This window comes from Candidatus Eisenbacteria bacterium (genome assembly GCA_016235265.1).
Taxonomy (GTDB): domain Bacteria; phylum Eisenbacteria; class RBG-16-71-46; order RBG-16-71-46; family JACRLI01; genus JACRLI01.
Genome location: JACRLI010000004.1, coordinates 157,083 through 181,681 on the forward strand (window position 1 = coordinate 157,083; position 24,599 = coordinate 181,681).

26 protein-coding genes are annotated in these 24,599 nt (G+C 70.1%); 4 read left to right on the plus strand and 22 right to left on the minus strand.

Features of this window, described 5'->3' with window-relative positions; translation table 11 throughout:
- Positions 1-3 precede the first annotated feature (3 nt).
- The 3 genes from HZB25_02605 to HZB25_02615 form a co-directional block, all read right to left on the minus strand.
- Positions 4-1,404: a hypothetical protein gene (locus HZB25_02605; protein ID MBI5836114.1), complete on the minus strand. Its 1,401-nt coding sequence runs from the start codon at positions 1,402-1,404 to the stop codon at positions 4-6.
- 222 nt (positions 1,405-1,626) lie between these two features.
- Positions 1,627-2,094, minus strand: a complete 468-nt coding sequence (locus tag HZB25_02610) for a hypothetical protein (GenBank protein MBI5836115.1) — start codon at positions 2,092-2,094, stop codon at positions 1,627-1,629.
- A complete protein-coding gene (locus HZB25_02615; protein MBI5836116.1) occupies positions 2,091-2,978 on the minus strand; it encodes a dihydrodipicolinate synthase family protein in 888 nt (295 codons plus the stop codon). The genes HZB25_02610 and HZB25_02615 overlap by 4 nt, the downstream gene beginning before the upstream one ends.
- A gap of 89 nt (positions 2,979-3,067) precedes the next feature.
- Here HZB25_02615 and HZB25_02620 point away from each other — a divergent pair, with 89 nt between their 5' ends.
- Positions 3,068-3,379 (plus strand): glutaredoxin family protein, encoded by a 312-nt coding sequence (locus tag HZB25_02620; GenBank protein ID MBI5836117.1) that lies wholly within the window; start codon positions 3,068-3,070, stop codon positions 3,377-3,379.
- Here HZB25_02620 and HZB25_02625 read toward each other — a convergent pair.
- Positions 3,345-3,629, minus strand: coding sequence for a hypothetical protein (locus HZB25_02625; GenBank protein ID MBI5836118.1), 285 nt, complete (start codon positions 3,627-3,629; stop codon positions 3,345-3,347). The two genes, HZB25_02620 and HZB25_02625, sit on opposite strands and share 35 nt — an antisense overlap.
- Here HZB25_02625 and HZB25_02630 point away from each other — a divergent pair.
- The gene (locus tag HZB25_02630) at positions 3,628-4,194 is read left to right on the plus strand and encodes an acyl-CoA thioesterase (protein MBI5836119.1); all 567 of its coding nucleotides are present in this window, start codon (positions 3,628-3,630) and stop codon (positions 4,192-4,194) included. The genes HZB25_02625 and HZB25_02630 overlap by 2 nt on opposite strands.
- Before the next feature lie 96 nt (positions 4,195-4,290).
- Here the strand turns inward: HZB25_02630 and HZB25_02635 are convergent, their stop codons facing one another.
- From HZB25_02635 to HZB25_02650, 4 genes are all read right to left on the minus strand, one after another.
- Positions 4,291-5,538, minus strand: a complete 1,248-nt coding sequence (locus HZB25_02635; GenBank protein MBI5836120.1) for an MFS transporter — start codon at positions 5,536-5,538, stop codon at positions 4,291-4,293.
- Between the two features lie 32 nt (positions 5,539-5,570).
- Entirely contained in the window at positions 5,571-6,002 is a 432-nt protein-coding gene (locus HZB25_02640) for a DMT family transporter (protein MBI5836121.1), read from the minus strand.
- 276 nt (positions 6,003-6,278) lie between these two features.
- Complete coding sequence (locus HZB25_02645; GenBank protein MBI5836122.1) at positions 6,279-7,772, minus strand: hypothetical protein; 1,494 nt, start codon at positions 7,770-7,772, stop codon at positions 6,279-6,281.
- 83 nt (positions 7,773-7,855) lie between these two features.
- Positions 7,856-9,205: a glycosyltransferase family 2 protein gene (locus HZB25_02650; GenBank protein MBI5836123.1), complete on the minus strand. Its 1,350-nt coding sequence runs from the start codon at positions 9,203-9,205 to the stop codon at positions 7,856-7,858.
- Positions 9,206-9,595: 390 nt separating this feature from the next.
- On the opposite strand from HZB25_02650, the gene hemG reads away from it, so the two are divergent.
- Positions 9,596-10,987 carry a protoporphyrinogen oxidase gene (hemG, locus tag HZB25_02655; GenBank protein ID MBI5836124.1) on the plus strand — a complete coding sequence of 464 codons (1,392 nt, stop codon included), beginning with the start codon at positions 9,596-9,598 and terminating at the stop codon, positions 10,985-10,987.
- Positions 10,988-11,051: 64 nt separating this feature from the next.
- Here the strand turns inward: hemG and HZB25_02660 are convergent, their stop codons facing one another.
- The 6 genes from HZB25_02660 to HZB25_02685 all read right to left on the minus strand — a co-directional run bounded on the left by HZB25_02660 (position 11,052) and on the right by HZB25_02685 (position 16,158).
- Positions 11,052-13,550, minus strand: coding sequence for a heme lyase CcmF/NrfE family subunit (locus HZB25_02660; GenBank protein MBI5836125.1), 2,499 nt, complete (start codon positions 13,548-13,550; stop codon positions 11,052-11,054).
- Positions 13,551-13,681: 131 nt separating this feature from the next.
- Positions 13,682-14,077 carry a cytochrome c maturation protein CcmE gene (locus tag HZB25_02665; GenBank protein MBI5836126.1) on the minus strand — a complete coding sequence of 132 codons (396 nt, stop codon included), beginning with the start codon at positions 14,075-14,077 and terminating at the stop codon, positions 13,682-13,684.
- Positions 14,074-14,256: a CcmD family protein gene (locus HZB25_02670; GenBank protein MBI5836127.1), complete on the minus strand. Its 183-nt coding sequence runs from the start codon at positions 14,254-14,256 to the stop codon at positions 14,074-14,076. The genes HZB25_02665 and HZB25_02670 overlap by 4 nt, the downstream gene beginning before the upstream one ends.
- 1 nt (position 14,257) lies before the next feature.
- Positions 14,258-14,911: a cytochrome c biogenesis protein CcsA gene (gene ccsA, locus HZB25_02675; GenBank protein MBI5836128.1), complete on the minus strand. Its 654-nt coding sequence runs from the start codon at positions 14,909-14,911 to the stop codon at positions 14,258-14,260.
- Positions 14,911-15,579, minus strand: a complete 669-nt coding sequence (locus tag HZB25_02680; protein MBI5836129.1) for a heme exporter protein CcmB — start codon at positions 15,577-15,579, stop codon at positions 14,911-14,913. The genes ccsA and HZB25_02680 overlap by 1 nt, the downstream gene beginning before the upstream one ends.
- 24 nt (positions 15,580-15,603) lie before the next feature.
- Positions 15,604-16,158 (minus strand): ABC transporter ATP-binding protein, encoded by a 555-nt coding sequence (locus HZB25_02685; protein ID MBI5836130.1) that lies wholly within the window; start codon positions 16,156-16,158, stop codon positions 15,604-15,606.
- A 279-nt stretch (positions 16,159-16,437) separates the two neighbouring features.
- Between HZB25_02685 and HZB25_02690 the strand changes: the two genes are divergently transcribed.
- Positions 16,438-18,324, plus strand: a complete 1,887-nt coding sequence (locus HZB25_02690) for a HAMP domain-containing histidine kinase (GenBank protein MBI5836131.1) — start codon at positions 16,438-16,440, stop codon at positions 18,322-18,324.
- 104 nt (positions 18,325-18,428) lie between these two features.
- Here HZB25_02690 and HZB25_02695 read toward each other — a convergent pair whose 3' ends face one another.
- The 8 genes from HZB25_02695 to HZB25_02730 form a co-directional block, all read right to left on the minus strand.
- Positions 18,429-19,481 carry an Mrp/NBP35 family ATP-binding protein gene (locus HZB25_02695; protein ID MBI5836132.1) on the minus strand — a complete coding sequence of 351 codons (1,053 nt, stop codon included), beginning with the start codon at positions 19,479-19,481 and terminating at the stop codon, positions 18,429-18,431.
- 112 nt (positions 19,482-19,593) lie between these two features.
- Complete coding sequence (locus HZB25_02700) at positions 19,594-19,815, minus strand: 4Fe-4S binding protein (protein ID MBI5836133.1); 222 nt, start codon at positions 19,813-19,815, stop codon at positions 19,594-19,596.
- 133 nt (positions 19,816-19,948) lie between these two features.
- Positions 19,949-20,929, minus strand: coding sequence for an NAD-dependent epimerase/dehydratase family protein (locus HZB25_02705; protein MBI5836134.1), 981 nt, complete (start codon positions 20,927-20,929; stop codon positions 19,949-19,951).
- Positions 20,926-21,831 carry a site-specific DNA-methyltransferase gene (locus HZB25_02710; GenBank protein MBI5836135.1) on the minus strand — a complete coding sequence of 302 codons (906 nt, stop codon included), beginning with the start codon at positions 21,829-21,831 and terminating at the stop codon, positions 20,926-20,928. Before HZB25_02710 ends, HZB25_02705 begins: the two co-directional genes overlap by 4 nt.
- 60 nt (positions 21,832-21,891) lie before the next feature.
- Entirely contained in the window at positions 21,892-22,461 is a 570-nt protein-coding gene (locus HZB25_02715) for a hypothetical protein (protein ID MBI5836136.1), read from the minus strand.
- Entirely contained in the window at positions 22,458-22,790 is a 333-nt protein-coding gene (locus HZB25_02720; protein ID MBI5836137.1) for a hypothetical protein, read from the minus strand. Before HZB25_02720 ends, HZB25_02715 begins: the two co-directional genes overlap by 4 nt.
- Before the next feature lie 56 nt (positions 22,791-22,846).
- Complete coding sequence (locus tag HZB25_02725) at positions 22,847-24,148, minus strand: MFS transporter (GenBank protein ID MBI5836138.1); 1,302 nt, start codon at positions 24,146-24,148, stop codon at positions 22,847-22,849.
- Positions 24,145-24,567 carry a DUF3788 family protein gene (locus HZB25_02730; protein MBI5836139.1) on the minus strand — a complete coding sequence of 141 codons (423 nt, stop codon included), beginning with the start codon at positions 24,565-24,567 and terminating at the stop codon, positions 24,145-24,147. Before HZB25_02730 ends, HZB25_02725 begins: the two co-directional genes overlap by 4 nt.
- Positions 24,568-24,599 lie beyond the last annotated feature (32 nt).

Here is a 24,599-nt window from a genome sequence, read left to right on the forward strand (position 1 = left end):
CGGTTAGCCGTCCCGGAGCCCGTGAATCCGGATCCGCCGCAGCACGCGCGTGCCTCCCTGCTCCTCGATGCGGTGGGTGGCGCGGGATCCCGGGGCGCGCACGCCCCCGGCCCGCTCCAGCCGGCCGTGGACTTCCAGATCCTCCACGAACGCCGCGGCTTCGGCCTCTCCGCCGGCGCCCGCCGCGAGCGCGAAGCAGGTGATTTCGCCGTCGGCGTGTCGGATGCAGACCTTGCGGAGGGCATGGCCCGTGGAGAGGTCGGCGGCAGCGAGCCTGGTGGCGTCACAGCCGGCCGCACCGGGCTCGGAGGCGCCAGGGTCACCGGAGCTGGTGCCGGCCCGGAGCAACCGGCGCTCCCGGAGCGTGGACTGCAGCGCACCCGCGAACGGTTCCACCCCTCCCAGCGCCGTGAGCCACTCGCGCGCCACCGAATGGAAGAACCGCGGGGCCAGCGGCGCGGTCACGGCCGCCTCCGCCAGTGCGCGCCCCAGCGCCTTCGAGGCGGCATCGAGCCCCGCCTCGCGCGAGACGCCGGTCCCGGCGGCTCGGCCCACGGCCTCGTGGAACGCCCCGGAGAAGATCCGCGCGAACGAGTGCGACTCGCGTGTGAGCTGCGAGGCGGGCCCGCCGGACGGGAGGTCCATCGGCGACAGGTACACGAACGAGTTGGCGGCGTCGCGCAGGCAATCCGGCTCGGAGGCACCCGGGCCGTACAGGTCGAGCGCGGCGCGTCCCAGCTGCTCGGCCAGGCGCGAGACATCGCTCGAGGCGCGGGGATCGCCCTTCTGCTGGGCGGCGGCGAGGGCGCGCAGTCCCGGATGGTCCAGTGCCACCAGGAGCGAGCCGATGTCCGCGAACGCCTCGTGGAAGGCGCCCGCCTCGAATGCGGCGGCGTCCCACAGGTCCGGGCGCAGCGCGTCGAGCACCGCGTGGGCTTCCTCGTGACACGCCACGTCCACGCTCTGCGAGGCGTACACATCCCCGCCGGCTCCGGCGTCGTGCACGTGGCAGAACACCAGCGCGGAGCGGTCGTACCAGGCGTTCAGTTCCTCCCCTCCGTCGGGCACCGCGGGCAGCTCCTCGCGCCCGCCCTGCCAGGCGCGGAAGCGCGGCGACAGCGCGCTCCAGAGGCGCGCACCGCGATGCAGCGCTTCGGCGAGTTGCCAGTAGCGGAAGCCGGGGGTGTCGAGCGGGTATTCCCGCGCGGGGGGCGCTGCGGCAGTCTCGGGGATCACCGAGGCGCGCGGCGCGAGCTTCGCGTCGTCGGGCGCGGGCGGGTGCTCCACCCCGAGCGCGGGCTGTAGCGGGTCGTTGGGGATGAAGCGGATGCGGGGCGCGGCGGCGTGCGCGGGACCATGCTTCGGGCCAGGCGCCGCAACGTGACGATGCGACCGGATCGCCATGCAACCCTCCGGGGTGCGGGCGGCCCGCGGAGCGCGGCCCGGCGCGGGCGATCCCGGGCCGGCCCCGTCCACTCGCGGCCTGGGGCCGTGCCCCGGGCCGTCCTTGGTGAACAGATACGAGGGAAGAGCGATCGGGGTTGCGCGGCGTTCACCGCGGCGGATCCCATGGCGCAGGCGCGCCCCGGGTCCCCGGGTTCCGAAGGCGGCTCGAGGCCTGTCCGGCTAGAACGCCTTCACCGGCGGTGCCTGCTCCGCCCCCACCCGCCCGGTGACGATTTCCGCCACGTAGTAGTTCTCGCCGCTGATGGGCGCGCCGCACATGCGGCGCAGGATGGCGAGCTGGCCCACGTGCGTGAGCGAGTCCGCGATGGGCCCGGCGAGCAGGCGGGGGATCTCCGCGTGGATCGGCGCGTCGGAGGCCAGGTATTCGTCGAGCGTGGCAAGCGCCGCGTGGAAACGCCGCGCCTCCTCGTCCCAGGTGCCCGGCTCGGCGCCTTTCCACTTGGTCTGTCCCTGGCACATCGTCAGGGCCCAATCGAACAGGTCCGAGATGTGGGCGAGGATCTTCAACGGAGTGCTCCCGCCGCCGGTGTCGTGGTTCGCGAAGGAAGCAGGCGCCCCGCGCAGCGTCTTGCCGCCGCGGTAGGCGATCACCGCGAGCGCGTGTCGAAGTAGTTCACGGTCGGTCATGTGGTGCTCCCCGCGGCCCGAAATACCTTCTCGATCTCCGCAATCTCGGCGGGCGCCAGCGGCAGCAGCGGCAGCCGCGGATCGCCCGCGTCGCGGCCCTGCAGCTTCAGCGCGGCCTTGAGACCCGGCACCCCGAAGCGCGACGTGACCATGGTGCCCACCGGCAGCAGGCTCGCCTGGAGCACCGACGCCTCGTCCCACTTCCCAGCGCGGCACAACTCGAAGAGCCGCACGCACTCCCGCGGCGCCACGTTGGCCAGCGCCAGGATGCCGCCGGCGCCGCCCATCAGCAGGCCCGCCGCGAGCACCTTGTCGGAGCCCACCAGCAGCGCGAAGTCCTTCGCGGCTGCGGAAGCGATCTGTGTCAGGTAGGTGACGTTGCCGGAGCTGTCCTTCATCCCGTGCACGTTGGGGTGCTTCGAGAGCCGGGCGACCACGTCCACGTCCAGCGTCACGCCGGTGAACTGCGGGATGTTGTAGAGGTAGATGGGCAGCTTCGCGTCGTCGGCCAGCTCGGAGAAGTGGCGGAAGAAGCCTTCGGGGCGCATGCAGGAACGCAGGTAGTGCGGGGTGAGCACCAGCGCAGCGTCGGCGCCGGCGTCGGCGGCCTGCGCCACGCGGTCCTGTGCGACCCGCGTGGACTCCGCGCCGCAGCCGGCGAGGAACACCTTGTCGCGCGGAATCGCGCGCCGGGCGGCCTTCAGCACCTCCCCGCGCTCCGCGTCGGTGAGCGAGAAGGCCTCGCCGTTGGAGCCCAGGACCAGGAAGCCGGCCAGCCCGGTGGGGACCAACCCTTCGATCAGCCGTTCCAGCAGGTCGAGGCCCGGCTCGCCGCCCCGGAACGGAGTGGGCACGGCCGGGAGAATGCCCTGGATGCGTCGCATGGGGTGTTTCTACCACCGCGCGCGGCCGCGCACAAGGACGTCGCGCCGGTGGTTTGACCCCCGTGAAATGCGGGTGATACTCTCGCCGCATGAGCCCGAAGAAGCCGGAACTCGTGATGTACGCCACGCAGTGGTGCCTGGATTGCACCCGCGCGCGCCGGTTCCTCAAGGCCCGCGGGGTGGAATGGCGCGAGGTGGACGTGGATGAGGACGAGGAGGCGGACGCGCGGGCGCTGGCGCACAACGGGGGGGCCCGGCTGTTGCCGGTGTTCGAGTTCGGCGCGGGCCGCGTCACGGTGGCGCCGTTCGACAAGGCGAAGCTGGCGGCGTGGCTGATCGAGGCCGGCGCGGCCGACCCCGCGAAGCTCAGTGGCGCAGGACCATCTGCCCCAGCGCCGTGATCACCACGATGATGGCCCCGAGGATGTAGATCACCTGGACCAGCGTGAGGTCCGCCACGAACGCCCCGGTGGCCTCCGGGAAGTAGAACTCGATGGCCTTGCCCACCACCAGCGTGGCCAGGCTCATCACGATCAGGAACCAACGCTTGAAGTAGGCCATCAGGCCCACAGCCGCGGCGACCAGCAGCACATTCGGCGCGCGCCAGTCGAGGTCCTGCACGTAGCTACCCAGAAAGTTGAGGAAGTCCATGCCGCCCTCCAGGAGTCCGAAGTCTGTCAGAGGATTATCGGCAGGCCGCCGACGCGACTTCAGCCCCCCGGGGCATGCCCGCACCTGCGCCGAGAGCCGCGTGGACATGGTGGAGTTCGTGCTCCCCAACGACACCAACACCCACGGCAACGTGCTGGGGGGACGGGTGATGCACTGGATCGACCTGGCCGCCGCGCTCTCCGCGATGCGCTTTTCGGGATGCGCGATGGTGACCGCCTCGGTGGATGAACTGCACTTCCTGGGGCCCGTGCATCTCGGTGAGACTGCCGTGCTGCAGGCGGAGGTGACGCAGGCCTGGCACACCTCCGTGGAGGTCCAGGTGCACGTGCACGCGGAGGACATGCGCACCGGGGTGCGGCGCCCCACCACCACCGCCTATCTCACGTTCGCGGCTCTCGATGAGAAGGGCCGGCCCACGCCGGTGCCGCCCATCAAGCTGCGCACGCCGGCGGAGGAACGCCGTTCCCGCGAGGCCGACGTGCGGCGCGCCCGGCGGCAGGAGTCCCGGCGGCGGGTGCTGAAGGAAGCGGGGATCGGGAAGTAGCAGGCGCGCACCGGCGCCAGCGAACGCACACGGCCCGCGGCATCCATGGGACGCCGCGGGCCGCCACGTTTTCAAAGGGGAGTCCCGGGAAAGCCGTCACGCCACCGGAACCGCCATCCCCTTCCCCCGATCATTCGGCAGCAGCACCGCGAGCAAGGCTCCCACCAACGGCAGCGCCGCCACCGTCGTGAGCGCCACGGTGAGCCCCAGGTGGTCGGCGGTCCAGCCGATGGGCGCCAGCAGCAAGGATGACACCCCCCAGGCGAACCCCATCATCAGGCCCGAGACGGTGCTCATCTGCCTCGGCATCAGCTCCTGCGCGTACACCACGTTCACCGGCAGCGACACCTGGAGTATGAGCCCGCTCAGCATCAGGCACGCCCACGAGGCCGCGCCGTGCAGGTGCAGGAACCCCAGAATGCATGGCGCCGTGGGGATCATGGACCACAGGATTACGTTGCGCCGGCCGAAGCGGTCCGCCAGCGGCCCGCCCGCGAGACCGCCCAGCGCGCCCGCCAGGAGATAGAGCGTGGTGGGCACCGCACCGGCCATGGGATCGCCTCCACGGTGCGCCAGCAACAGCGGCAGGAAGTTGGTGAGTGCCTGGTTTACGCCCGAGCGCACCACCACCACGAAGAACAGCATCACCATCGGGCCCAGCACCGCGCGCACGTCCACTCCCCGCGCCGACGCCGCGTGACGGATCTCCGCGCGCTCGCGCAGGAACGCCGGCATGAGCGCCAGCGTGAGCAGCACCCCGGGCAGCGCCATGAGGTAGATGTGCTTCTCCCCCAGCACCCGCAGCGCGGTGGCAACGAACACCGGACCCATGGAGAAGCCGATGGATCCGCCGGTGATGAACAGCGCCATGTCGCGCGCGCGATGACGCCCCGACCAGCGCGCCGCCCACGTGGCCCCCTGCGGGTGGAAGATGGCGCTGCCCAGGCCGCCCACCACCAGCAACGCCACCAGCCAGCCGCGCCCGGGGGCCAGGATCAGGCAGCTGAAGAACATCCCGGTGATGAGCGGCCCCAGCACCACGAACCACGGTCGCCGCAGGCGGTCGGCCAGCGTGCCGAAGAACGGCTGGCTGAGCGAAGCCATGATGGCGCTGGTGGTCGCCAGTCCGCCCGCGGCCGCCAGCGTGAGGTGGAACCTCACCACCAGCAGCGGCATCAGCTGGCCGAGGAAGTTGGAGTAGGCGTCATTGGCGAAGTGGAGCGCGCAGAGCATCCCGAGGCGGCCCTTGCGCTCCTGCTCGGCCTGCGCCGCGGATGCGGGGGGCGGCAACTCGGAATCGAGCGGAGCGACCTCGAGGGACGGGCGGCGCGTGGGATCGGACATGCGGACAGGTTAGCGCAGCGGGGAATCCGTGCCTACCGGGATGCAGATTCCGCCGACGCCGACTGCGCGGAGGCGAGCCGCCACCGCTCATGCAGCTGCAGGAACACCACCCCAGCGAGGATCATCGCGCTCCCGCCGATCTGCACCATCGTCAGCCGCTCCCCCAGCAGCGCGTAGGCGATCGCCGCGGTGAACACCGGCTCGGTGGTCAATACCAGATTCGCCACGCTGGAGGGCAGCAGCGAGAGGCTCACGTTGTACAACCCGAAGCCCAGCAGCGTGGGCACCGCGGCCAGCAGGTACAGGACCCCCCAGCCGGCCCACGCGCGGCCCAGCCACAGGAATTCCTGCGGGCCCGCCACGCCGCCGGCTCCAGCGCGCCCGAGACCAGGAAGCAGCCTGCCAGGCTGAACACGATCGCCAGCAGCATGGCCCAGTCCAGCCGCTCCTTGAGCAGCCAGCAGCCCAGCAGCGCGGGCATGTGGTAGGTCTGCGTGAGGTGCCGGATGAAGATGGCGGTGGTGGAGAGGGTGGCGGAGCTGACCAGCGCGACGGCGTATCCGCGCGCCCGGTGGGAGGATTCCGATCCGTGAATCTTCGCGGCCTGCATCGAGGGACCTCTTGGAGCCCGGTCGGGACCCGCCCCGGGTCAACGGCGCACGGGAGGCCCGGTCATGTCGTGGAACGATCGGATGGATGCAGGATCCAACGGCGGGATCCTGTCCCGGGGCATCGGGTCGCTAGAACGCGAACGCCGCCTGGAACTTTAGCAGATCCGCTTCGTACCCGGTGGGGCTCTGCACCGCCGAGTTTCCGTGGGAAAGGAACAGGGCGAGCGTGAGCCGGTCCATGGGGCGGCCGTCGAGTTCCAGCTTGAAGCTGCGGGTGGTGTCGAGCGGCGGATCGGGGTAGCCCACGGGATCGCGGACCACCTTCTGGGTTCCCAGTGAAGCCCGGCCAACGAAGTGCAAACGGCGGCGCCACAGGGTTCCCTCCACCGAGAGCTCGGCCTCGTCGGAGCGATAGCGCGCGGGCGAGAAATACGGGTGGGTGGCATTCCCGGGCACGCCAGGCCGCGTGTCGCGGAACGCGCGGTGGACGAAGCCGAGACCCGGGATCGGGCGCAGGGCGGCCGCGCGCAGGCGCAGGGCGGCGTACCATGCGCCGCGGCTGTTGTCGTCGTTGAACTGGGCCAGCGATCCGCCGCCTTCGAACTGCATCCAGCGGCTGGGCTTCCACGCACCGTCGAGGCCGGCGGTGGAGAGCGCGATGCGCCGTTCCACCAGTTCCGGGGTCTCGCTCACATACTCTCTCGCCGCCCGCAACGTGGCCCGCCAGGCGCCCGTCTCGGCACGCACCCAGGTGCTGCCGGAGAACCGTTCGGACAATCCGGACATGACTGTTTGCGCCCGCAGCGGATTCGTCCCCGAGTTCCCGCTCGGGGGGACCGGGAGCCCGCGGGACGAGTTCTTGTTCCTGGCGGCCTCCACGGCGCCGGCAGCGGCCACGGTCCACATCTCACCGACACGGGCCACGGCCGACAGTTCCGCACGCGTCAGGTGGTAGCGACTGGATCCATGCAGAGTCGCGCCCGCTCCCGCACTCATTTCCAAGGCCATATCACGCCCAGGCCAGCCCAGCAGCCCGGCCCGGGTCATGGAGTAGACGTTGCCTTCCGAGTCCGCGAGGTATCGCCCCGAGGTGAATGCGCGCGGCGCGGCTTCCAGGTCCGTATCGCGCTTCAGGCGCTCGCCTTCACGCCCGGTAGGCCCCAGCGCCTCCGCGTCGGCAAGCAGCCTCCGTGCCTCCCACGGTCGCCCCTGCCACAGCCGCACCCGCGCCAGGCCCAGCAGCGCCCTTGCGCGCAGCGCCGGGCTCTCCAGCAGCTCCGAGTACTCGCGGGCGCTGCGGTACAACTCGTCCTGCCATGCGTGCACCATCGCCATGCCCAGCAGCGAAGCCGAGTCGCCGCGCGCCGCCAGTCCGCCGTAGAGGCGGCCGGCAAGGCGCAGCCGCCCGGCCCACGCGGCGGTCTCCGCGGTGAGGCGCGCCAGCTCCACGTCGGACGTGTCGGCCGCCCGCAGGGACTCGAGCAGCCTCAGCGCCTCGCGCGGGCGGTCGGCGTCGCGCAGGCGCAACGCCTCGTCCAGGGTACCCGCGGTTGCCGCCGTGGCGCCCTCCGCGGCGCGTCCCGCGCCCGCGGCCACAAACAGCAGCAGGGTGGCGAGGAGCATCGCGGCCAACAGGCGAACCGTGACGCCCGCGTGCACCGGCCCGGCGCTCGCGCCGGACCTTCGCCGCCTGCTCCGCGTCCCGATCACCATTTCCGCCTCCACCCAAACGCCTCCTTGAAGTAGCCGGCCACGCAGATCGGGGACATCAGCACCTGGTAGATCATCACGTAGCCCACCAGCCCCCACGGATTGCGGCGGATCTTGAGGCCCGCCTGGTCCAGGAACCGCTTCTGGCTGCGGAACATCACCAGCACGATCAGCAATGTGATTGGCAGCACCAGCAATGTCAATGGCCCGGCGATGAACCGGTAGCCGAAGCACGCCAGCACCACGCCGGGCAGGAACACGAAGGTGTAGAAGAAGTCTATGAGCGGGAACAGCAGATCCAGCGCCACGAAGAACGCGCTGTAGCTGCGTTGCTTCCAGATGATGTCCAGGTGCGACTTGAAGCCCTCGATCATGCCCCGCGCCCAGCGCTGGCGCTGGCGCGCGAAGCCGCGCAGGTGCGTGGGCACGTTGGTGAAGGAGAACGCGGTGGGCTCGTAGTCCACGCGGTAGCCGCGGCTCAGCAGCGCCCACGTGAGCACGATGTCCTCGCCGATGCGGTCCTGCCAGCCCTTCACCTCGCGCAGGCAGTTGCGGCGGAACGCGCTGAATGCGCCCTGCGCCACCAGCGTGCCGCGAAACAGCCCCTGCTGGCGCTTCACGGAGGCGATGGCCAGCATGTAGTCCCAGCTCTGCAGCCGCGCCATGCGCGAGGCGCGCTCGTTCTTGGCCAGCACGTGCCCGGCCACCGCGGCGTTGTTGGGGTGCGACAGGAGCCGGGCGACGATGCGCTGCACGGCGTTCCGGTACAGGAACGTGTCCGCGTCAATGGTCACCACGGTGTTGAACAACGCCTTCTCCAGCCCCAGGTTCAGCGCGTTGGCCTTGCCGCCGTGGGGTGCCGGCAGCACCTTGAGGTTCGGCGGGCCGAGCTCGCGCGCCAGCTCCACCGTGCGGTCGGTCGAGCCGTCGTCCACCAGGATCACCTCGATCTGGTTGGCGTACTCCTGCTGGCGGATCCCGCGCATGGTGTCGCGGATGCAGTCCTCCTCGTTGTAAGCCGCGATGAGGATGGTCACCGGGGGATAGAGAATGTCGAGCTTCAGCGTATCCTGCCGGTACAGCGCCAGGCTCATCAGCAGCAGCATGTTGAGGTAGCCGGGGATGATGGCGATGAACAGCACCGTGGCCCACGCCGGCACCGGGCCCACGTAGACCGCGAGCTCCTGCGACCAGCGCTGCGCCAGCCACACGGACAGCGCCGCCCAGCCCAGCGCCACGGCGTTGGCCAGCAGGAAGCGGCCGAGGAGCCCGATGCGGTCGGGATTCTCGGGCTTCACGGCGGAATGAGTGCCGACCCCGCCCTCGGGGGTTCCGGGAAAGACCATGGGGTTCCTTCAGGTATTGATACGCGTCGTCCTTCCCCGGCGAAGTCGCCGGCGAGGACACTCAGGCATGTGGAAGCGCCGGCGCCTAACGCGGGGGAACGAACGGGCCGGGTCCGACTCTATATCGGCTCGCGCCAGCCGGATCGCCATGCGCACAGGGAGAAGTGGCCCGAACACGCACCGGTGCGCGCATTCGCAGCCGCGCCCTGCGGCGTCCTATCCGCCGCCATCCCGCCGCCAACCCCACCTTCCCTCTGGACGCCTCCGCCGCGCCGGGGCATGATCGGAGGTCGATTGCTGCGGGGAACCACACGTTGCCCCGCGGATGCGGCCGCGCCCTGCGCGCTCCGCGGATCCTACACCCACGGTCCCAGGCATCGGGAGAATGGCTTGAAGAACATCGTCGTGATTGGCGGAGGCCTCACCGGGCTGTCCGCCGCGTTTCACCTGAAGGAGGACGCCGCGCCGGGCATGGCCCCGCGCGTGGAGCTGCTCGAGGCCGCCCCGCGGCTGGGCGGAAAGGTGTGGACGCTGGAGGAGGACGGCTACCGGGTGGAGTGGGCCGCCAACGGCTGGCTGGGCTCGGCGCGTTTTGCCACGGAGCTGGCGCTGCGCGCGGGGCTGGAGGGCGAGATCGTGGTCGCCGGCTCGAAGGCCGCGAAGCGGTTCATCTACCACGACCGCCGCCTGCACGCCATCGTGCCCGACCCGGTCGGTTTCTTCGCCAGCCCGATGCTCTCCCTGGGCGGGAAGCTGCGGATCCTCGGCGAGCCGTTCATCCCGCAGAAGAAGGATGGAGTGGACGAGAGCGTGGAGGCCTTCGCGGCGCGTCGCATCGGGCCGGAGGCGGCGCGGGTGCTGGTGAGCGCGGCGGTGACCGGCATCTTCGCGGGCGATTCGCGCGAGCTGTCCCTGCCCAGCGCCTTCCCGCGCATGGCGGAGATGGAGGCGGAGTACGGCTCGCTGGTGAAGGCCCTGATCTCGCTGCGCCTCAAGCACGGGAAGGAAGTCACCGCGGCGGGCCCGCGGGGCAGCCAGTTGAGCTTCCGCCGCGGGATGTACACGTGGGCCCGCGGGCTGGCCGAGAAGGTGGGAGACGCCGCGCGGCCCGGCACGCCGGTCGCAGGCCTCGAACCGTACGCGGGCGGCTGGCGCGTGGCGCTGGAGGGTGGCACCGGCCTGGACGCCGACGCCGTGGTGCTGGCCACCGACACCGCGGCGACCGTGCGCCTGCTGCGTCCCCTGGAGCCCGCGGCGGCGGACACACTCGCCACTGTGAGCTCGAGCAGCGTCGCGGTGGTGGCGCTGGCGTTTCGCGGGGAGGCCTTCGGGCACGACGCCGACGGTTTCGGGTTCCTGGTCCCCCGGGGCGAGGACCTGCGCATCCTGGGGGCGTTGTGGGAGAGCAATGTCTTCGAAGGCCGAGCGCCGGAGGGAGACTCTTTGCTGCGCGTGATGATCGGCGGCACGCGCTCGCCCGGGCTGCTGGATCTCGGCGACGACGAACTTCTGCGGATCGCGCTGGAGGACCTCGACCGCGCCTGCGGCCTGAAGGCCCAGCCGGTCCGCCACTGGGTGGTCCGGCACCGGCCCGCCATTCCGCAGTACACCGTGGGCCACGCGGAGCGCATCCGCGGCGTGGATGCGGCCGTGGCGCGCCGCCCGGGGCTGTTCCTGGCGGGCAATTCCTACCGCGGCATCGCGGTGGGCTCGTGCATGGAGGACGGCCGGCGTGGCGCGGCCCAGGCGCTGAAGCACCTGGGCCTGGCCATGCCGGCATAGCTTTCGCGGACCCGGCGCCTGCCCCCGCGGGCGCAGGCGCCACCGCCGTGGCAGCCGCCCTCCCCTACGCGGTCTTCACCTTGCTGTAGTCGCGCGCGCGGCGGAAGAGCGTCAGCAGGAAGCCCACCGACACCATCAGCGTGCCCACCCAGAAGAACGCGATCAGGGGCTTGAGCGTGACCTCCACCTCCAGCGCCGGGGGCACGTCGCCCAGGCCCGGGACGTTGGCCCAGTCCAGCTTGACCACGCCCTCGTCGGCCTTCAGGTCCACGATCTTCACCTCGCCCGCGCCGTCGGGCAGCTTCGCCTTCACCGTCTCGTCGGTCGGCGGCGCGATGCTGATGGCGGGAGCGACCACCTGCGGACGGCCGCCGCGCGGGGTCACCTGGAGATCCGCGAACACGGTGCCGCGACCCTCCGACATCTCCTTCATGTCGGGGATGCGGAAGCCGGTGAACTGCACCGTGGCCGCGCCCAGGTCCTTCACCTCGCCGCGGGTCACCTCCACCTCGCCGGGCGGCAGGCCGGGGCCGCGGAAGCCCAGGCGCACCTTCTTCTCACCCACCTGCATGCCCAGCAACTCCACCTGGCCCAGGCCGCCGGGCATGCTGCCGGGGTGCGACTGCTGTCCCGGCGAGACCTTCAGCGCCGGCGAGACGTGGTGCTCCACGCCGTCCTTGTCGGTGAGCGTCAGGTCGGCGTAGATGGCGCCCGACCCGCCGCGCATCATCGCCTCCTGGTTCTCGGTGCGCAGGCCGTCGAAGCGCGCGCGGTACATGCCGATGTCCTGCACCTCGCGCTCGCGCAGCTCCATCTGTCCCGCGATCAGCGACGGGTTGGTCTCGTCAATGGGGGCCACGTACAGGTCGTGGCCCGGGTAGCGGCGGATCGCGGGCTTGCGCATCACGCCCTGGTTGAACGCGCTGAAATAGATGCGCGGCTTCAGGGTGAACGCCTCGCGACCGTGCTGCACGTCAATCACCGCCATCTGCTTGCCGTCCGGGGTGGGCTTGATGCCCCGGTAGGTCATGTCGTAGCCGAGCATGTGCGCCGCCTGGCCGCGGACCAGCTGCACCCTCGCGGAGGTGGCGTAGCCGTTGCTGAGCACCACGCCGACCAGCACCAGCGCGAAGCCGGAGTGCGCCAGGTACGGGCCCGCCTTCACCGGGTCCTTCTGCTGCCGCCCCAGGTAGGCCCACAGGTTGCTGAAGAGCAGGAACATGGCCGCGGAGCACAGGATCAGCCAGTCGGGCCGGTGCACGCGCCACACCGCCAGGCCGGTGGCGCAGGCGCCGGAGATCACCAGCGGCCACAGGAACTTCCTCCAGACCTGGTTGCCATTGGCGCGCCACTTCAACACCACTCCCAGCGCCGAGCCGAAGGCGGCCAACACTGCGAGCGGCAGCATCACCGTGTTGTAGTACGGGGTCTGCACCGAGCTGGGGGGCCCGAACAGCCGCGAGAGCAGCGGCGAGCTCATGCCCAGCAGCGTCATCAGCGCCCCGATGGCCAGCACGATCACCCCGGCCAGGGTGAAGAACTCGCGCGAGAGCACGGAGCTGTACGCCGGCCCGGCGTCAATGGACCGGAACCGCCACGCGAACAGCCCCAGCCCCAGCACCGCGAAGACCACGATGAAGGCCACCAGGTGGCCGGTGATCCCGAGGTCCAGGAAGGAGTGCACCGAGAAGTCGGCCAGCACGCCGCTGCGCGTGAGGAACGTGCCCCACACCACCATCAGGAACGAGAAGATGGCCAGGAGCAGGTTGGTTCGCTTCAGGGAGCCGTTGGAGCGCTGCAGCATCACTCCGTGGATGAGGGCGGTGTTGGTGAGCCACGGGATCAGCGAGGAATTCTCCACCGGGTCCCAGCCCCAGTAGCCGCCCCAGCCGAGCACCTTGTAGGCCCAGTAACCGCCCATGACCAGGCCGGTGCCCAGGACCAGGCTGCCGAAGAGCGCCCACGGCAGCACCGGACGGATCCAGCCTTCCATGTCGTTCTTCGCCAGCGCGGCCAGGGCGAACACGAACGGCACCACCATGCTGGTGAAGCCCAGGAACAGCATCGGCGGGTGGATCACCATCCACGGGTCCTGCAGCAGCGGGTTCAGGCCCTGTCCGTCGGGGGGCGCCATGGGCGTGGTGAGGAACGGGTTCTTGAGCACCAGCAGCATCAGCAGGAAGCACTGGACCAGGCCCAGGAAGTGCATGGTCCAGGATTCCCAGGCGCGCGAGGTGGCCATGAGCACCAGGCCCACGAAACCGCCGTACATCGCCCACAGCAGGAAGGTGCCCTGCTGGCCGCCCCAGAAGCACGAGATGAGGTAATACAGCGGCAGCTCGCGCGAGCTGTACTGCGCGACGTATTCGACCTCGAAGCGGTGGTTGATGATCAGGTACAGCAGGTAGGCCGCGGAGGCCGCCAGGCACGCCGCCATGAGGCCGAATGCGAAGCGGGCATACCGTCGGAGCGAGTCCTTGCCCAGCCCGGCCCCCAGGTACAGGGCCGAGGCCGCCAGGGCCGAGATGAACCCGGTCCAGGTGAGCACATATCCCAGGATCACGTGTCTTCCTTTCGTCGCCGGACGACGAGGGACCCGCGGCCTGGGTCAACCATTCCGGTGAAAGCGCTACGTTGGGCGAGGCCGGGACGTTCCTTGCCCGGACACAGGGCGGAGCGGCGCCGCCCACACGATCAGACCGGATCTCCCCCGGTCTTCTTCTGCTTGTCCTGCATCTCCTGGTACTTCGACGGGCACTTGATCAGGAGCTTCTCGGCGTGGAAGGCGCCGTCGCGATACGTGCCGATGGCCACGATGTCGCGGGCCTGGTCGAAGTTGCCGGGCTTGACGTCGGTGTACACCACCTGCATCTCGTCCGGGCTCGCCACGTCCTTGATCCGAAAGACAAGTTCCTTGCCGTCGTACTGCGCGGATGCGGGGGCGAGCGTTCCGTGGACCTGCACCGTGCCGCGCGTCTCGCGGGCTTCCTTGAAGCTGCGGTAGGGGGTGAGGGACTTCTGGTATACCGTAAGCCCGACGAGCAACCCGCCCAGCACCAGCGCCAGCCCCAGGGCATGCGTCCATTTCATGACTTGCTGATCTCCTTCGACTTCCGGTCAAGCCGCATCAGGTAGAGGAAGATTCCCAGCCAGACCAGCATGGACGCTGCCATGACCACGTAGTCCGCCTGGATGCGATCGTTCATGGAACGCTGGGCCATCCCCACGTTCAGCGAGTCGGCCAGCGTCACGGCCACCGTGTCCTTCAAGCTACTCCTCCCTCGCCCGGAGTCGGGCCAGCGCCATGCGCAGGTGGATCCGGTACATCCACACGAATATCGCCAGGTAGCCGGCGAAGGAGGCCAGCACGACCTGGAACATCTTCGCCTCCATGAACCGCTTCCCCTGGCTGTTGATCAGCGGGTCCGGGTGCAGCGAGAAGTAGATCCGCGGCACCACGAAGATCAGGAACGGCACCGTCACCACGGCGATCACCGAGTACGTGGCGGACAGCGCCGCGCGCCGCTCATCGTCCTCGATGGCGGTGCGCAGCGTGACGTACGCCGCGTAGATGAGCAGCAGCAGGAAGATCGAGGTCTCCCGCGGGTCCCAGTTCCAGTACGAGCCCCACATGCCCTTCGCGAACACCGCGCCGGTCAACGTGGCCAGCACGCACGCGATCAGCCCCAACTCGGCCCAGATGGCCGCCTTGGCGTCCGCCACCAGGTCGCGATTGCGCAGGTAGACGATGCTCCAGAACGCCGACAGGGCGAAGGCGATCACCGTGATCCACGCCACGGGCAGGTGCGGGTAGATGATCCGGGTCATCTCGAACAGCTTCTTCGCCAGCGGGGCGTACAGGGTGCCGGCGGCGATGGCCGCCAGCATCCACAGCAACAGCCCGTACTTGAGCAGCGTCTTCATCATTCGTTCCACACCGGCTCGATCAGAAACACCGAAACGCCGACCAGCACCGCGTCCAGCGAGGCGAGCATCACCAGGTGCGTGCGCGCGTCGGGCGTCACGCCGAAGGCCGCCTTGGTCCCCCCGATGGCCGCCAGCAGCAGCGGGATCAGCACCGGGATCGCCAGGCCGGAGAACAGCGCCCCGCGCGTACGCGCCTGCGCCACCACCGCGGCCAGCAGCGTCGAAACCGAAACCAGCCCGATGTCCGCCAGCGCCAGCGTGGCCAGCAGAACCGGGAAGTCCCTTACCTTCGGGGCCATCAGGACCAGGAAGAGCGGAACCACCATCAGCTCCACCAGGACCAGCAGCCAGAGATTGAACAGCGTCTTGCCGATCAAAGTTTCGAGCGGCCCCGCCAATAGCTTTAGATGCGGGGCGGTCCGGGAATCGACCTCACGAATGTAGACCCGCGAGAGCCCGGAGAGACCCGAAAAGAGCAAAATGATCCACAATAGGGCCGCCTGCAGCTCCGCCCCCGCTCCGAATGGACCCACGGAAAACGATAGCACAGCGAGCGTTACGAGCGCGAACAGGCCCGTGCTGGCCAGCCCGGACTGCGCCCGGCGCTCCGCCAGCCAGTCCTTGCGGGCCACCCCGAGGCTCCGGGACAGAAAGGTGGTCTTCATGCGGCCGGAAGTACCCCCGGGCGGCTAGCCGCCGACACGGATCTCGCGGACGTCCGCGGGCAGCTCGGACGGGTCGTTGGTGGCCCACATCACGATCCCCCGGGTCAGCTGATCGGCCACCACGGAGCGCACCTTTGCGCGGCCGAGGTCGTCCAGCAGCGCCATGGGTTCGTCCAGGATCAGCAGCGCGGGACGGTGGAGGATGGCCATGGCCAGCTTCAGCCGCTGCTTCATGCCGGAGGAATAACGGCCCGCCTGCACGTGCACGGCCTTCTCCAGGCCCACGGCCTCGAGCGAGGCCAGCAGGTGCGGCTCGTCGTGGGGCGCCCCCCGCATCCGTGCGGCGAAGTCCAGGTTCTCGAGGCCGGTCAACTCCTCGTACGACGAGATCTCGGGGCTCACCAGGCCCAGCGCCACGCGGCGCTCCGGGCCGGGCATGCGCACCCCGTCCAGGATCAGCTCGGAGGTGCCCTTGCTGGGACGGAGCAGCCCCGCCAGGACCTTGAGCAGCGTGGACTTGCCCGAGCCGTTCGGCCCCAGCACCGCCCACGCCTGCCCGGCTTCCGCCGTGAAACTCACGTCTCGCACCACCGCGCGGCGCCCGTAATACCTGGTGAGCCCGCGGGCTTCCAGCCGGACACCCGTCATAGCTCGGCAGTATAGCAGGGCCGGGGCGGCGGCGGCAATTCGCCCGGGGCCGGTCCCGGGAACCCGGGCTGCATTCCATTCCCGTATCTCTCATGGACTTGGACGACGCGAGTGGGCCGGCGGAGGTCCTGGCTCCCGGCGAGAACCGGATCCCATCTTGATACACGAATTCCCCTCAAGCTGCATCCCGGAAGGGGCGAAAATCGAGGTATGAAACGCGCCCCCGCGTCCCTCAAGGCCGCGGTCACTGCCGCTTCCCCGGGAAGCTCGCGGACCGGACGTGGCCTCGGTCGCCGCATATTCCTCTCCACCTCGCTGCCGCTGCTGGCCTTGAGCGCGCTGACGCTCTGGCTGGTGGGGGCTGCTGTCACGCGCCAGGCGGACCGGCAGCTGCGCGAGGACCTGGAGCGCGCCAGCCTGGTGTTCGAGCAGATCCTCTCCGCGCGCGCCGGAGAACTGGCGGCAGCGGGCGCCTCGCTCTCCCTGGATTCGAAGTTCCGCGGCGCCTGGGATGCCTTGCCGGCCCGTCCGGGCAGCGCCGCCGGCGGCGCCGGCGCCGGCGACGACGCCACCGGCCTCGTCCGGGAGTGGAACGAGCACGCGGCCCTGGACATCCTGGACGTGTACGACGCGCGCGGGGTGGAGCGCGTCAACGGCGGCCGGTTCCCGGACGGCGACGTGGAGACCACGGCGCTGGTGGCGGAGGCGCTGCGCGGCCGCACCGCCTACGGCGTGGTCCTGCGCGCCGACTCCCCCTACCAGGTCGCCGCCGTTCCGCTGCTGCGCAACGGCCGCCCCGCGGGCGCGATCCTGTGTGGCGAGCGCATGGGCCAGGCCCTGGCACATCGCCTTGCGGTGCTTACCCGCACCGAGGTCTCCTTCGTGGCCGGCCGCGCCGTTCGCGTGAGCACCCTGGCCGACCTGGGCGACCGCTACCGGCTGGTGCAGGACCTCTCGCAGGCGCGCGCGCGCCACCCGATGGCGCGCGACGCGCGGTTGCTCGAATCGCAGACCTCCCGCGGCCGGGCCCTCACCCTGAGCCGCCCCTTCCCCGGCGCGGGCACCCGCGCAAGCTACGCGCTCCAGCGCTCCGTGGAGGAGGAGACCCTCTACCTTCGCCGCGTGTACCGCGACCTGGCCGGCCTGGCCGTGGCCGCGTTCCTGGCCGCGCTGATATCCGCCTGGCTGGTGGCGCGCAGCATCACGCGGCCCATCGCCCGGCTGGTGGATGCCGCGCAGGCCCTGGAAGGGGGCGACTACGAGCACCCCCTGGACGTGCGGTCGCGCGACGAGATCGGCCTCCTGGCCCGCACCTTCCTCGGAATGCGCCGCCATCTGCAGTGCCAAGTGCAGGGCCTCGAGGAGCTGGGCCGCATCAAGAGCGAGTTCCTGAGCGTGGCCTCGCACGAGCTGCGCACGCCGCTCACCATCATCCAGGGCTACCAGTCGCTGCTCGCCGAGCGCGCGCTGGGCCCGCTCACCAGTCCGCAGGACAGCGCGGTGCTGGCCATCGGGCAGGGTGCCGAGACGTTGCACAAGCTGGCCGAGGACGCCGGTCGCCTGGCGGAGATCGACCAGGTCCAGTTCAAGCCGGACCTGGCCCCCTTCGACGTGAGCGAGATGCTGGCGCGGGCGGTGCGCTGCTCGCTGGAGGCCGGTCCGGGCAGGAAGGTCGCGGTGCGCCACGAGGTGGCCCCCGGCGCCGAATTTGCGGTGGTGGACGGGCCACGGCTGCTGCACGCCATCTCCAAGCTGGTGGAGAACGGCATCCGCTTCACCCGGGATGGAGGCGAGGTCGTCCTGCGCGCCCGCCGCGACGGCGGCCTGCTGCGCGTCGAGGTGCGCGACACCGGCGTGGGCATCCCCGCCGATCAGCTCGAGGGGTTGTTCGACAAGACTTTCGCGCTGCGCAGCTCCACGGAGCACCACTCCTCGTCCACGCTGGAGTTCGGCTCGGCCGGGCTGGGGCTGGGGCTGTGCATCGCGCAGGGCGTGGCCCGCGCGCACGGCGGCGACGTCTTCGTGGAGAGCGAGGTGGGCCGCGGGACCACGGTCACCCTGATCGTGCCCGCGGAGGGGATGCAGCAGGCCGCGTAACGCACGGCCGGCGGGAGTTCGACGTCGGAGTCGCGGCGTCGGGGCGTGCGGCACCGCTCCCGTGACGAGACTCCGCCTCACGTGCCCGGCGCCGCCCCTGGCTCCTACTTCAGTGTCGCCACACTCACCTGCTGCGCCAGGTTGCGCGCCAGGGCCAGGAACGCCTCGGACTGCGGCGACTCCGGATTGCGCTTCACGATGGGGGTGCCGGCGTCCCCGGCCTGCCGCACCGCCGGGTGCATCGGGATCTCCCCCAGCAGCACGATGTCCATCTGCTCGCAGAGGCGCCGGCCGCCGCCGTGGTCGAACACGTCGGTGCGCTCGTTGCAGTGGGGACAGATGAAGTAGCTCATGTTCTCCACCAGGCCCAGGATCGGGATCTGGAGCTTGCGGAACATGCTGGCGGCCTTGGACACGTCGGCCAGCGACACTTCCTGCGGCGTGGTCACCAGCACCGCGCCCGCCACCGGCACCAGCTGCGAGAGCGACAGCGACACGTCGCCGGTGCCCGGCGGCAGGTCCACCACCAGGTAGTCCAGCTCGCCCCACTTCACGTCGCGCACGAAGTTGTTCATGGCCGAATGCAGCATCGGCCCGCGCCAGATCACCGGCTGGTCGGGATCGAGCAGGAAGCCCATGGACATGATCTTCACGCCGTGGTTCTCCAGCGGGATCATCTTCTTGTCTTCCATCATGGGCGCCTCGTCCACACCCATCATCAGCGGCATGTTGGGGCCATAGACGTCCGCGTCCATCAGCCCCACGCGCGCGCCCAGCATGCCCAGCGCCACCGCCAGGTTGGCGCTCACGGTGGACTTGCCCACGCCCCCCTTGCCCGCGCCCACCGCGATGATGTTGGCGACCCCGGGGATCTCCGCGCGGTCGGGAAGGCCCTTCGCGGAGCGCACCCGCGCGGTCATCTTGATGTGATGCGCCTTCAGCCCCGGCACGCCGGCGAGCGCCTCCTCGGCCATGGAGCGCATCTTCTCCTTCAGCGGGCAGGCGGGAGTCGTGAGCTCGTAGTCGAACCACACCTCGTCGTTCTCGATCTTGAGGTCCTTGACCATGCCCAGCGACACGATGTCGCGGTGCAGGTCCGGGTCGATGACGCGGCTCAGCGCCTTGAGGACGGCTTCTTCGGTGACCTGAGAGGACATGGAATCTCCTTGCGGGCAATCGAAACGGCCGGGCTCACGGTCGGCCCGGCCGTCGGAACATGCAGGATACCTGGGATGGCGCGTGGTGCATTCGGGGCGGACCCTGCGGCGATCAGCTTGCCGCCTGGGCCAGGACCTCCGCAGCCGGCTGGGACGCCGCCACGTCTTCGTAGGTGACCGCCTCTTCCGGGCACACGTCTTCGCAGATCCCGCACTCGGTGCAGGTTTGCGCGTCGATCGCATACAACCGGCGGGTGGTTTCCTCGATGGCTTCGACGGGGCAGTCCGCAGCGCAGACGCCGCACCCGGTGCACGCGGAGGTAATTCGGTACATCGAGGCCTCGCTTTCCGGCCACATCCCTGGGGCCAATTCTAAGGATACCTCCGGATGGGGCTAACTCCAAGGGGAAAATGAAGCTGGGTGGGCTCCGGAGGTGGGTTTTCGGGGCCCCTGCGGGAGCTGGTTCTCAGGGCCGCGCGGACGTCCTCCGGGAGGCCGCGATCAGATCCGCCTCCCGCGCGGGGGACAGGGCCGTGGCGGGCATTTCCCGGTCCCGCATCCAGTCGCCCGTATCCCTCGCGGTCACAGCGGGCTCGGTCAGCACCAGGCCCGCCGCGCAGGCCCGCTCGTTGCTCACGTCCATGAGGCCGCTGCGGGGACCCCTCTCCGGCCGGTACAGCGGGAGCTCCAGGAAGGACAAGTTCGCGGCCTCCAGGACCCGGGCGCCCACCCAGGCGACGCGTTCGGCGCCCAGGATGTCCACGAACTCCGCCCAGGTGATCCGGGGGCCCGACAGGTTGTAGGCCCCGCCCAGGCCACCCTCCACCACGGCCCGCGCAAACCGCGCCACGTCGCGCACATCCACGACCTGGACGTGGTCCCACCCGTCGCCGGGCGCGAGCATTTCCCCTCCCCGGGTGGCCCTCTTCACCCAGTAGGTGTAGCGGCCGCTGGGATCCAGCGGCCCCGCGACCACCTGCGGACGCAGGAGGGCGCACCTGCCGGGGAAGAACTCCTCGACCAGGTTCTCACAGGTCACTTTGAGGCGTCCGTAGGATTCCTGGTCCAGCTCGGTCACGTCCTCGGCGGCCGGGGCCACGCGGGGATGGTTCTCGCGGACCGGGCGGAGTTCCGGATCGCCGTAAACGGCGACCGCGCTGATGTAGACGTACCGGCCGACCCGCTCCCGCAGGGCCGTGGCGCTCGCCCGCACGTGCACCGCGGTGTACCCGCTGACGTCGATGCACGCGTCCCAGGAGCGGCCCGCCAGCCCCGCCAGCCCGGCGGGGCCCTGGTCGCGGTCCGCGCGGATGCGCTCCACCCGCGGGGGCAGCTCATCCGGTGACTTCCCGCGGTTGAGCACGCTCACGCCATGCCCGGCCGCAAGCAGGGTCTCCACGATGTGCCGGCCGATGAATTGCGTGCCGCCAAGGACCAGGATGTTCATGGGGAGACGGGCTGGGGCGGCAGCGGGCTCTTCGGATCCGGGGTCGGACCGGGGTCATAGCCCACCCACTCGATGTCCGGCACGCCCCGAAAGCGCCGGGCCATCACCGCCAGGGCCTCGGGGTTGTTGTCCACGAGCAGGAAGCGGCGGCCGAGCTCCAGCGCGGCCGCGCCGGTGGTCCCGCTCCCGGCGAAGCAGTCCAGCACCAGCCCTCCCGGGCGGGAGGAGGCCTGGACCACGCGCCGCAGGATCCCCAGCGGCTTCTGCGTCGGATAGCCGGTCTTCTCCGGGCCGTTGGTGGGCACGATGGTGTGCCACCAGGTGTCCGTCGGGAGCTTGCCGCGAGCGGCCTTCTCCGGGCCCACCAGGCCGGGTGCCATGTACGGGATGCGCTCGATCTCCTCCGCGTTGAAGACGTGCTGCGAAGGGTTCCGGGCATACAGCAGGATGTTGTCGTGCTTCGGCGGCCACCGGTGCCTGGGCCGGCCGCCGTAGTCGTACGCCCAGATGATCTCGTTGAGAAAACACTCGCGCCCAAAGATGGCGTCGAGGAGCACCTTGCAGTAGTGCACCTCGCGGTAGTCCAAGTGCAGGTACAGGGATCCGTGGGCCGCGAGGACCCGGTGCGCCTCCGCCAGGCGCGGCTCCAGGAAGGCCAGGTAGTCGTCGAACAGGTCGCTGAACCGTATCGTGCCCATGACGACACTCTGGTAGCGGCGGCCCTGGAATCCCGTGCGGTCGCCCTCCGCGGAGCGCACGGTCTTCAGTTGCTTGCGGGTCTGCACCTTCCCGGTATTGAACGGCGGGTCAATGTAGATCAGGTCCACGGAGCCCGCGGGAAGGCTGCGCAGGACGTCGAGGTTGTCCGCGAGGTGAATCGTGCCGGTCACATCGTGCTCCATTGTCTCGCGGTCACGGGGCTTCGGCAGGTAACTGACCTTCAAGGAGTGCGCCCTGCAAAGCTATGCCGCAGGCCTGAGCTCCCAATGATCGGAGCCCTGGACAACTTGGAGCCTGGGCTGTCGAGATCTGGCAATCCCGTCGGCAAGCGTCCAGAAGTTCTTGTCCAGGGCATTCAATCGCTTCATGTGACTGGGAGCAAGGTGGTTCTCGCCAGGCTTCCCTATCAGGTTCATGAACGCACCAAGCAAGATCCGCCGGTAGACGATCTCTGATGCGTACTCCAGGGGCTGTTTGGGACTGGCCTCTCGTTCGGCGATGGTGGCCCGCCGCGGGATTCTGAGTCGCAGAGCCAGGCCCGCCTGTGTGAGCCGGCAAGCAGAACGAAGGAACCTGAGTTCGGCACCGAACAGGTAGCGGGATTCACCCAGCAGATCCAGGGCAATCACCTGAAGAAGCTGCCATTCCTTGAAGATCGTGACCCTTGCAGCCTTGCAGTCGGGGCACTTCGACACAGTGACGCCGCCGCACAAATACACGTTGGTCAGCCCGGCTCCCAGGTAGCGATACTCGCCGGGCTTCCGGACTTCGAGTCTGTCACTACCGCAGGCAGGGCATCTCTTCGTGCTCATGGTCGCCTCGGAACCTCCCTGGTCGGGTCGGCAATGGGGAAGACGGTCGCATACACATTGGGGCCGTCCGGAAGCAGGCCCAGGAGAACGCAGGTCGGTCTGCCGAATGCCAGGCACTTGCCGCGCAGGTAGGCCTTGAAGTTCGCGTGCTTGCCGCTCCAATACGGTGGGTGCTCGAACCTGCAGCTCTGCATGATGGAACGCACGTCATACATGGAGTAGCCATGCGCTTCCAGTTCCTGCAGGAAGTGGAGCGATTGAGAACATGGGACCGTTCCCGCGAGTATCTTCCGAATGATCTCCCTGGCGCCGTCCCTGGTCATGGCCATCTCGGGGGGAGCTCTCTCCACTTGTACGTCTAGCGTACAAGCACCTCGCTCCCGTGTCAACTGCTTCCTTCAGTCCCTCCACCACGCGTTGACCCGGGCGCCCCCGGCACCAGCGCGAACAGCACCCCCGCGGCGACCAGCGCGAACGACGCCGAGCCGACGAACGCCGCGACACTCCCCCAGCGGTCCCACACCGCCCCGAACGCGGTGCTCGCCAGCAGAGCTGCCAGGCCGATGAGCATGTTGTATGCGCCGAATGCCGCGCCCCGGCCGTGCCCGGCGGCCAGGTCGGCGATGAGGCCGCGCTCCGCGCCCTCCACCAGGCCGTGCGAGATCCCGTAGACCGCGGTCAGCACGAACAGCAGCGGCAGGGACTGGACGAACCCGATCGCACCCCACAGCACACCGTAGACGCACCAGCCCAGGACCAGCGCGTTGCGCTTGCCGTACCGGTCGGCCAGCCGGCCTCCTTGGGTGGCCGTGGCGGCCTTCACCAGGTGCAGCGTAAGCCACAGCATGGGCGCGAGCGCCGGTGAGGCGCCGAGTTTCGCGGCTTTCACGATCAGGAATGCGTCGGTGGCGTTGGCGATCGCGAATATGGTCAGGGCCACCAGCGCGCGCTTCAGCGCCGGTGGGAGCGCGCCGGGCCCGCCGGCGGCGGACGCGCTCGCGGACCCGGCGCCGGAGTGCGCGGCGTCGGCATCCGCCTTTGCGGGCGCGGCAATTGGACGCCCTCCCGTGCCGGCCATCGCGCGCGCGGCGGGCTCCGGCGTCAGCGCCAGCGCCAGCATGGCGGCGAAGCCCGGCACGGCCGCCCACAGGAACACCGTGCGCATCCTGGCGGCGTTCTCCGGACCCACTCCCGCGCTGGCGCCCAGCAGCCACAGCAGTCCCGCGGCGAACAGGGTGCCGGCCACGGCCCCGGCGTGGTCCATCGCCCGGTGGAATCCGTAGGCCCGCGCGCGGATCGAAGGGTCCACCACGGACGCGATGAGCGCGTCGCGCGGCGTGGTGCGCACCCCCTTGCCCACCCGGTCCCCCACCCGCACCAGCAGCACGTGCCATGGTGCGGCCGCGAACGCCACCATGGGCCGCACGACGGTGGAAACTCCGTAGCCGAGCAACACCAGCGGCTTGAGGCGCGCGCGCCGGTCGGTGACGCGACCCATGACAAACTTGAGCGTGTTGGATACCAGCTCGGCCGCGCCCTCCACCAGCCCGATGAACGCGCTGGAGGAGCCCAGGGACACCAGGAACGCGGGCAACAGCGGGAAGATGGCCTCGCTGGAGAGATCGGTGAACAGGCTCACCAGGCCCAGGCCGACGACGGTGCGGGGGAGCCTGGGGCCCGGCTTCATCGCTCCGCCATCTTCATCGCCGCCAGCTGTTGAACCGCGAGCACGTCCTTGCGCGTCCCGACCTGGATCCGGATGCCGCGACCCTCGGCGTAGCGCGGCGCCGCGTCCAGCAGCGCGAGGACCGCCGCGGGCAGGCCGGCGTCCTTCGCGGCCTTCGCCGCCTTCTCCCCGAGCACGAGTCCGACCAGAAAGCGACCTTCCTGCGGCGTGAGATACAGGATCACGCGGTCCTTGCGCTTCAGCCGCAGCGACCAGCCGAACTTGGGGGAGGCGAGGTTCCAGACTTCGAGCACCGGCTCGTACGCGCCGCGCGTGTGCGCGACGAGCCCGTGCCAGAGTGGGGCCGACCTGCCGAGCGCGCGATCCAGGTCCGCGGGGCCCGGCTGCCGGGACTTGTCGTCAAAGACGCTGAGGGCCAAGCGAATCTCCGGGTGCCAGGACCGCCGCCGCA

What these genes read in the sequence shown, in the direction of transcription:
- HZB25_02680 (MBI5836129.1), bottom strand. Translation starts at nt 15,579, where the DNA reads ATGAAGACCACCTTTCTGTCCCGGAGCCTCGGGGTGGCCCGCAAGGAC.
- HZB25_02705 (MBI5836134.1), bottom strand. Translation starts at nt 20,929, where the DNA reads ATGAACATCCTGGTCCTTGGCGGCACGCAATTCATCGGCCGGCACATC.
- HZB25_02720 (MBI5836137.1), bottom strand. Translation starts at nt 22,790, where the DNA reads ATGGCCATGACCAGGGACGGCGCCAGGGAGATCATTCGGAAGATACTC.
- HZB25_02725 (MBI5836138.1), bottom strand. Translation starts at nt 24,148, where the DNA reads ATGAAGCCGGGCCCCAGGCTCCCCCGCACCGTCGTCGGCCTGGGCCTG.
- HZB25_02665 (MBI5836126.1), bottom strand. Translation starts at nt 14,077, where the DNA reads ATGAAATGGACGCATGCCCTGGGGCTGGCGCTGGTGCTGGGCGGGTTG.
- HZB25_02620 (MBI5836117.1), top strand. Translation starts at nt 3,068, where the DNA reads ATGAGCCCGAAGAAGCCGGAACTCGTGATGTACGCCACGCAGTGGTGC.
- ccsA (MBI5836128.1), bottom strand. Translation starts at nt 14,911, where the DNA reads ATGAAGACGCTGCTCAAGTACGGGCTGTTGCTGTGGATGCTGGCGGCC.
- HZB25_02615 (MBI5836116.1), bottom strand. Translation starts at nt 2,978, where the DNA reads ATGCGACGCATCCAGGGCATTCTCCCGGCCGTGCCCACTCCGTTCCGG.
- HZB25_02635 (MBI5836120.1), bottom strand. Translation starts at nt 5,538, where the DNA reads ATGTCCGATCCCACGCGCCGCCCGTCCCTCGAGGTCGCTCCGCTCGAT.
- HZB25_02700 (MBI5836133.1), bottom strand. Translation starts at nt 19,815, where the DNA reads ATGTACCGAATTACCTCCGCGTGCACCGGGTGCGGCGTCTGCGCTGCG.
- HZB25_02695 (MBI5836132.1), bottom strand. Translation starts at nt 19,481, where the DNA reads ATGTCCTCTCAGGTCACCGAAGAAGCCGTCCTCAAGGCGCTGAGCCGC.
- HZB25_02715 (MBI5836136.1), bottom strand. Translation starts at nt 22,461, where the DNA reads ATGAGCACGAAGAGATGCCCTGCCTGCGGTAGTGACAGACTCGAAGTC.
- HZB25_02630 (MBI5836119.1), top strand. Translation starts at nt 3,628, where the DNA reads ATGCCGCCCTCCAGGAGTCCGAAGTCTGTCAGAGGATTATCGGCAGGC.
- HZB25_02605 (MBI5836114.1), bottom strand. Translation starts at nt 1,404, where the DNA reads ATGGCGATCCGGTCGCATCGTCACGTTGCGGCGCCTGGCCCGAAGCAT.
- HZB25_02645 (MBI5836122.1), bottom strand. Translation starts at nt 7,772, where the DNA reads ATGCTCCTCGCCACCCTGCTGCTGTTTGTGGCCGCGGGCGCGGGACGC.
- HZB25_02690 (MBI5836131.1), top strand. Translation starts at nt 16,438, where the DNA reads ATGAAACGCGCCCCCGCGTCCCTCAAGGCCGCGGTCACTGCCGCTTCC.
- HZB25_02625 (MBI5836118.1), bottom strand. Translation starts at nt 3,629, where the DNA reads ATGGACTTCCTCAACTTTCTGGGTAGCTACGTGCAGGACCTCGACTGG.
- HZB25_02650 (MBI5836123.1), bottom strand. Translation starts at nt 9,205, where the DNA reads ATGGTCTTTCCCGGAACCCCCGAGGGCGGGGTCGGCACTCATTCCGCC.
- HZB25_02710 (MBI5836135.1), bottom strand. Translation starts at nt 21,831, where the DNA reads ATGGAGCACGATGTGACCGGCACGATTCACCTCGCGGACAACCTCGAC.
- HZB25_02610 (MBI5836115.1), bottom strand. Translation starts at nt 2,094, where the DNA reads ATGACCGACCGTGAACTACTTCGACACGCGCTCGCGGTGATCGCCTAC.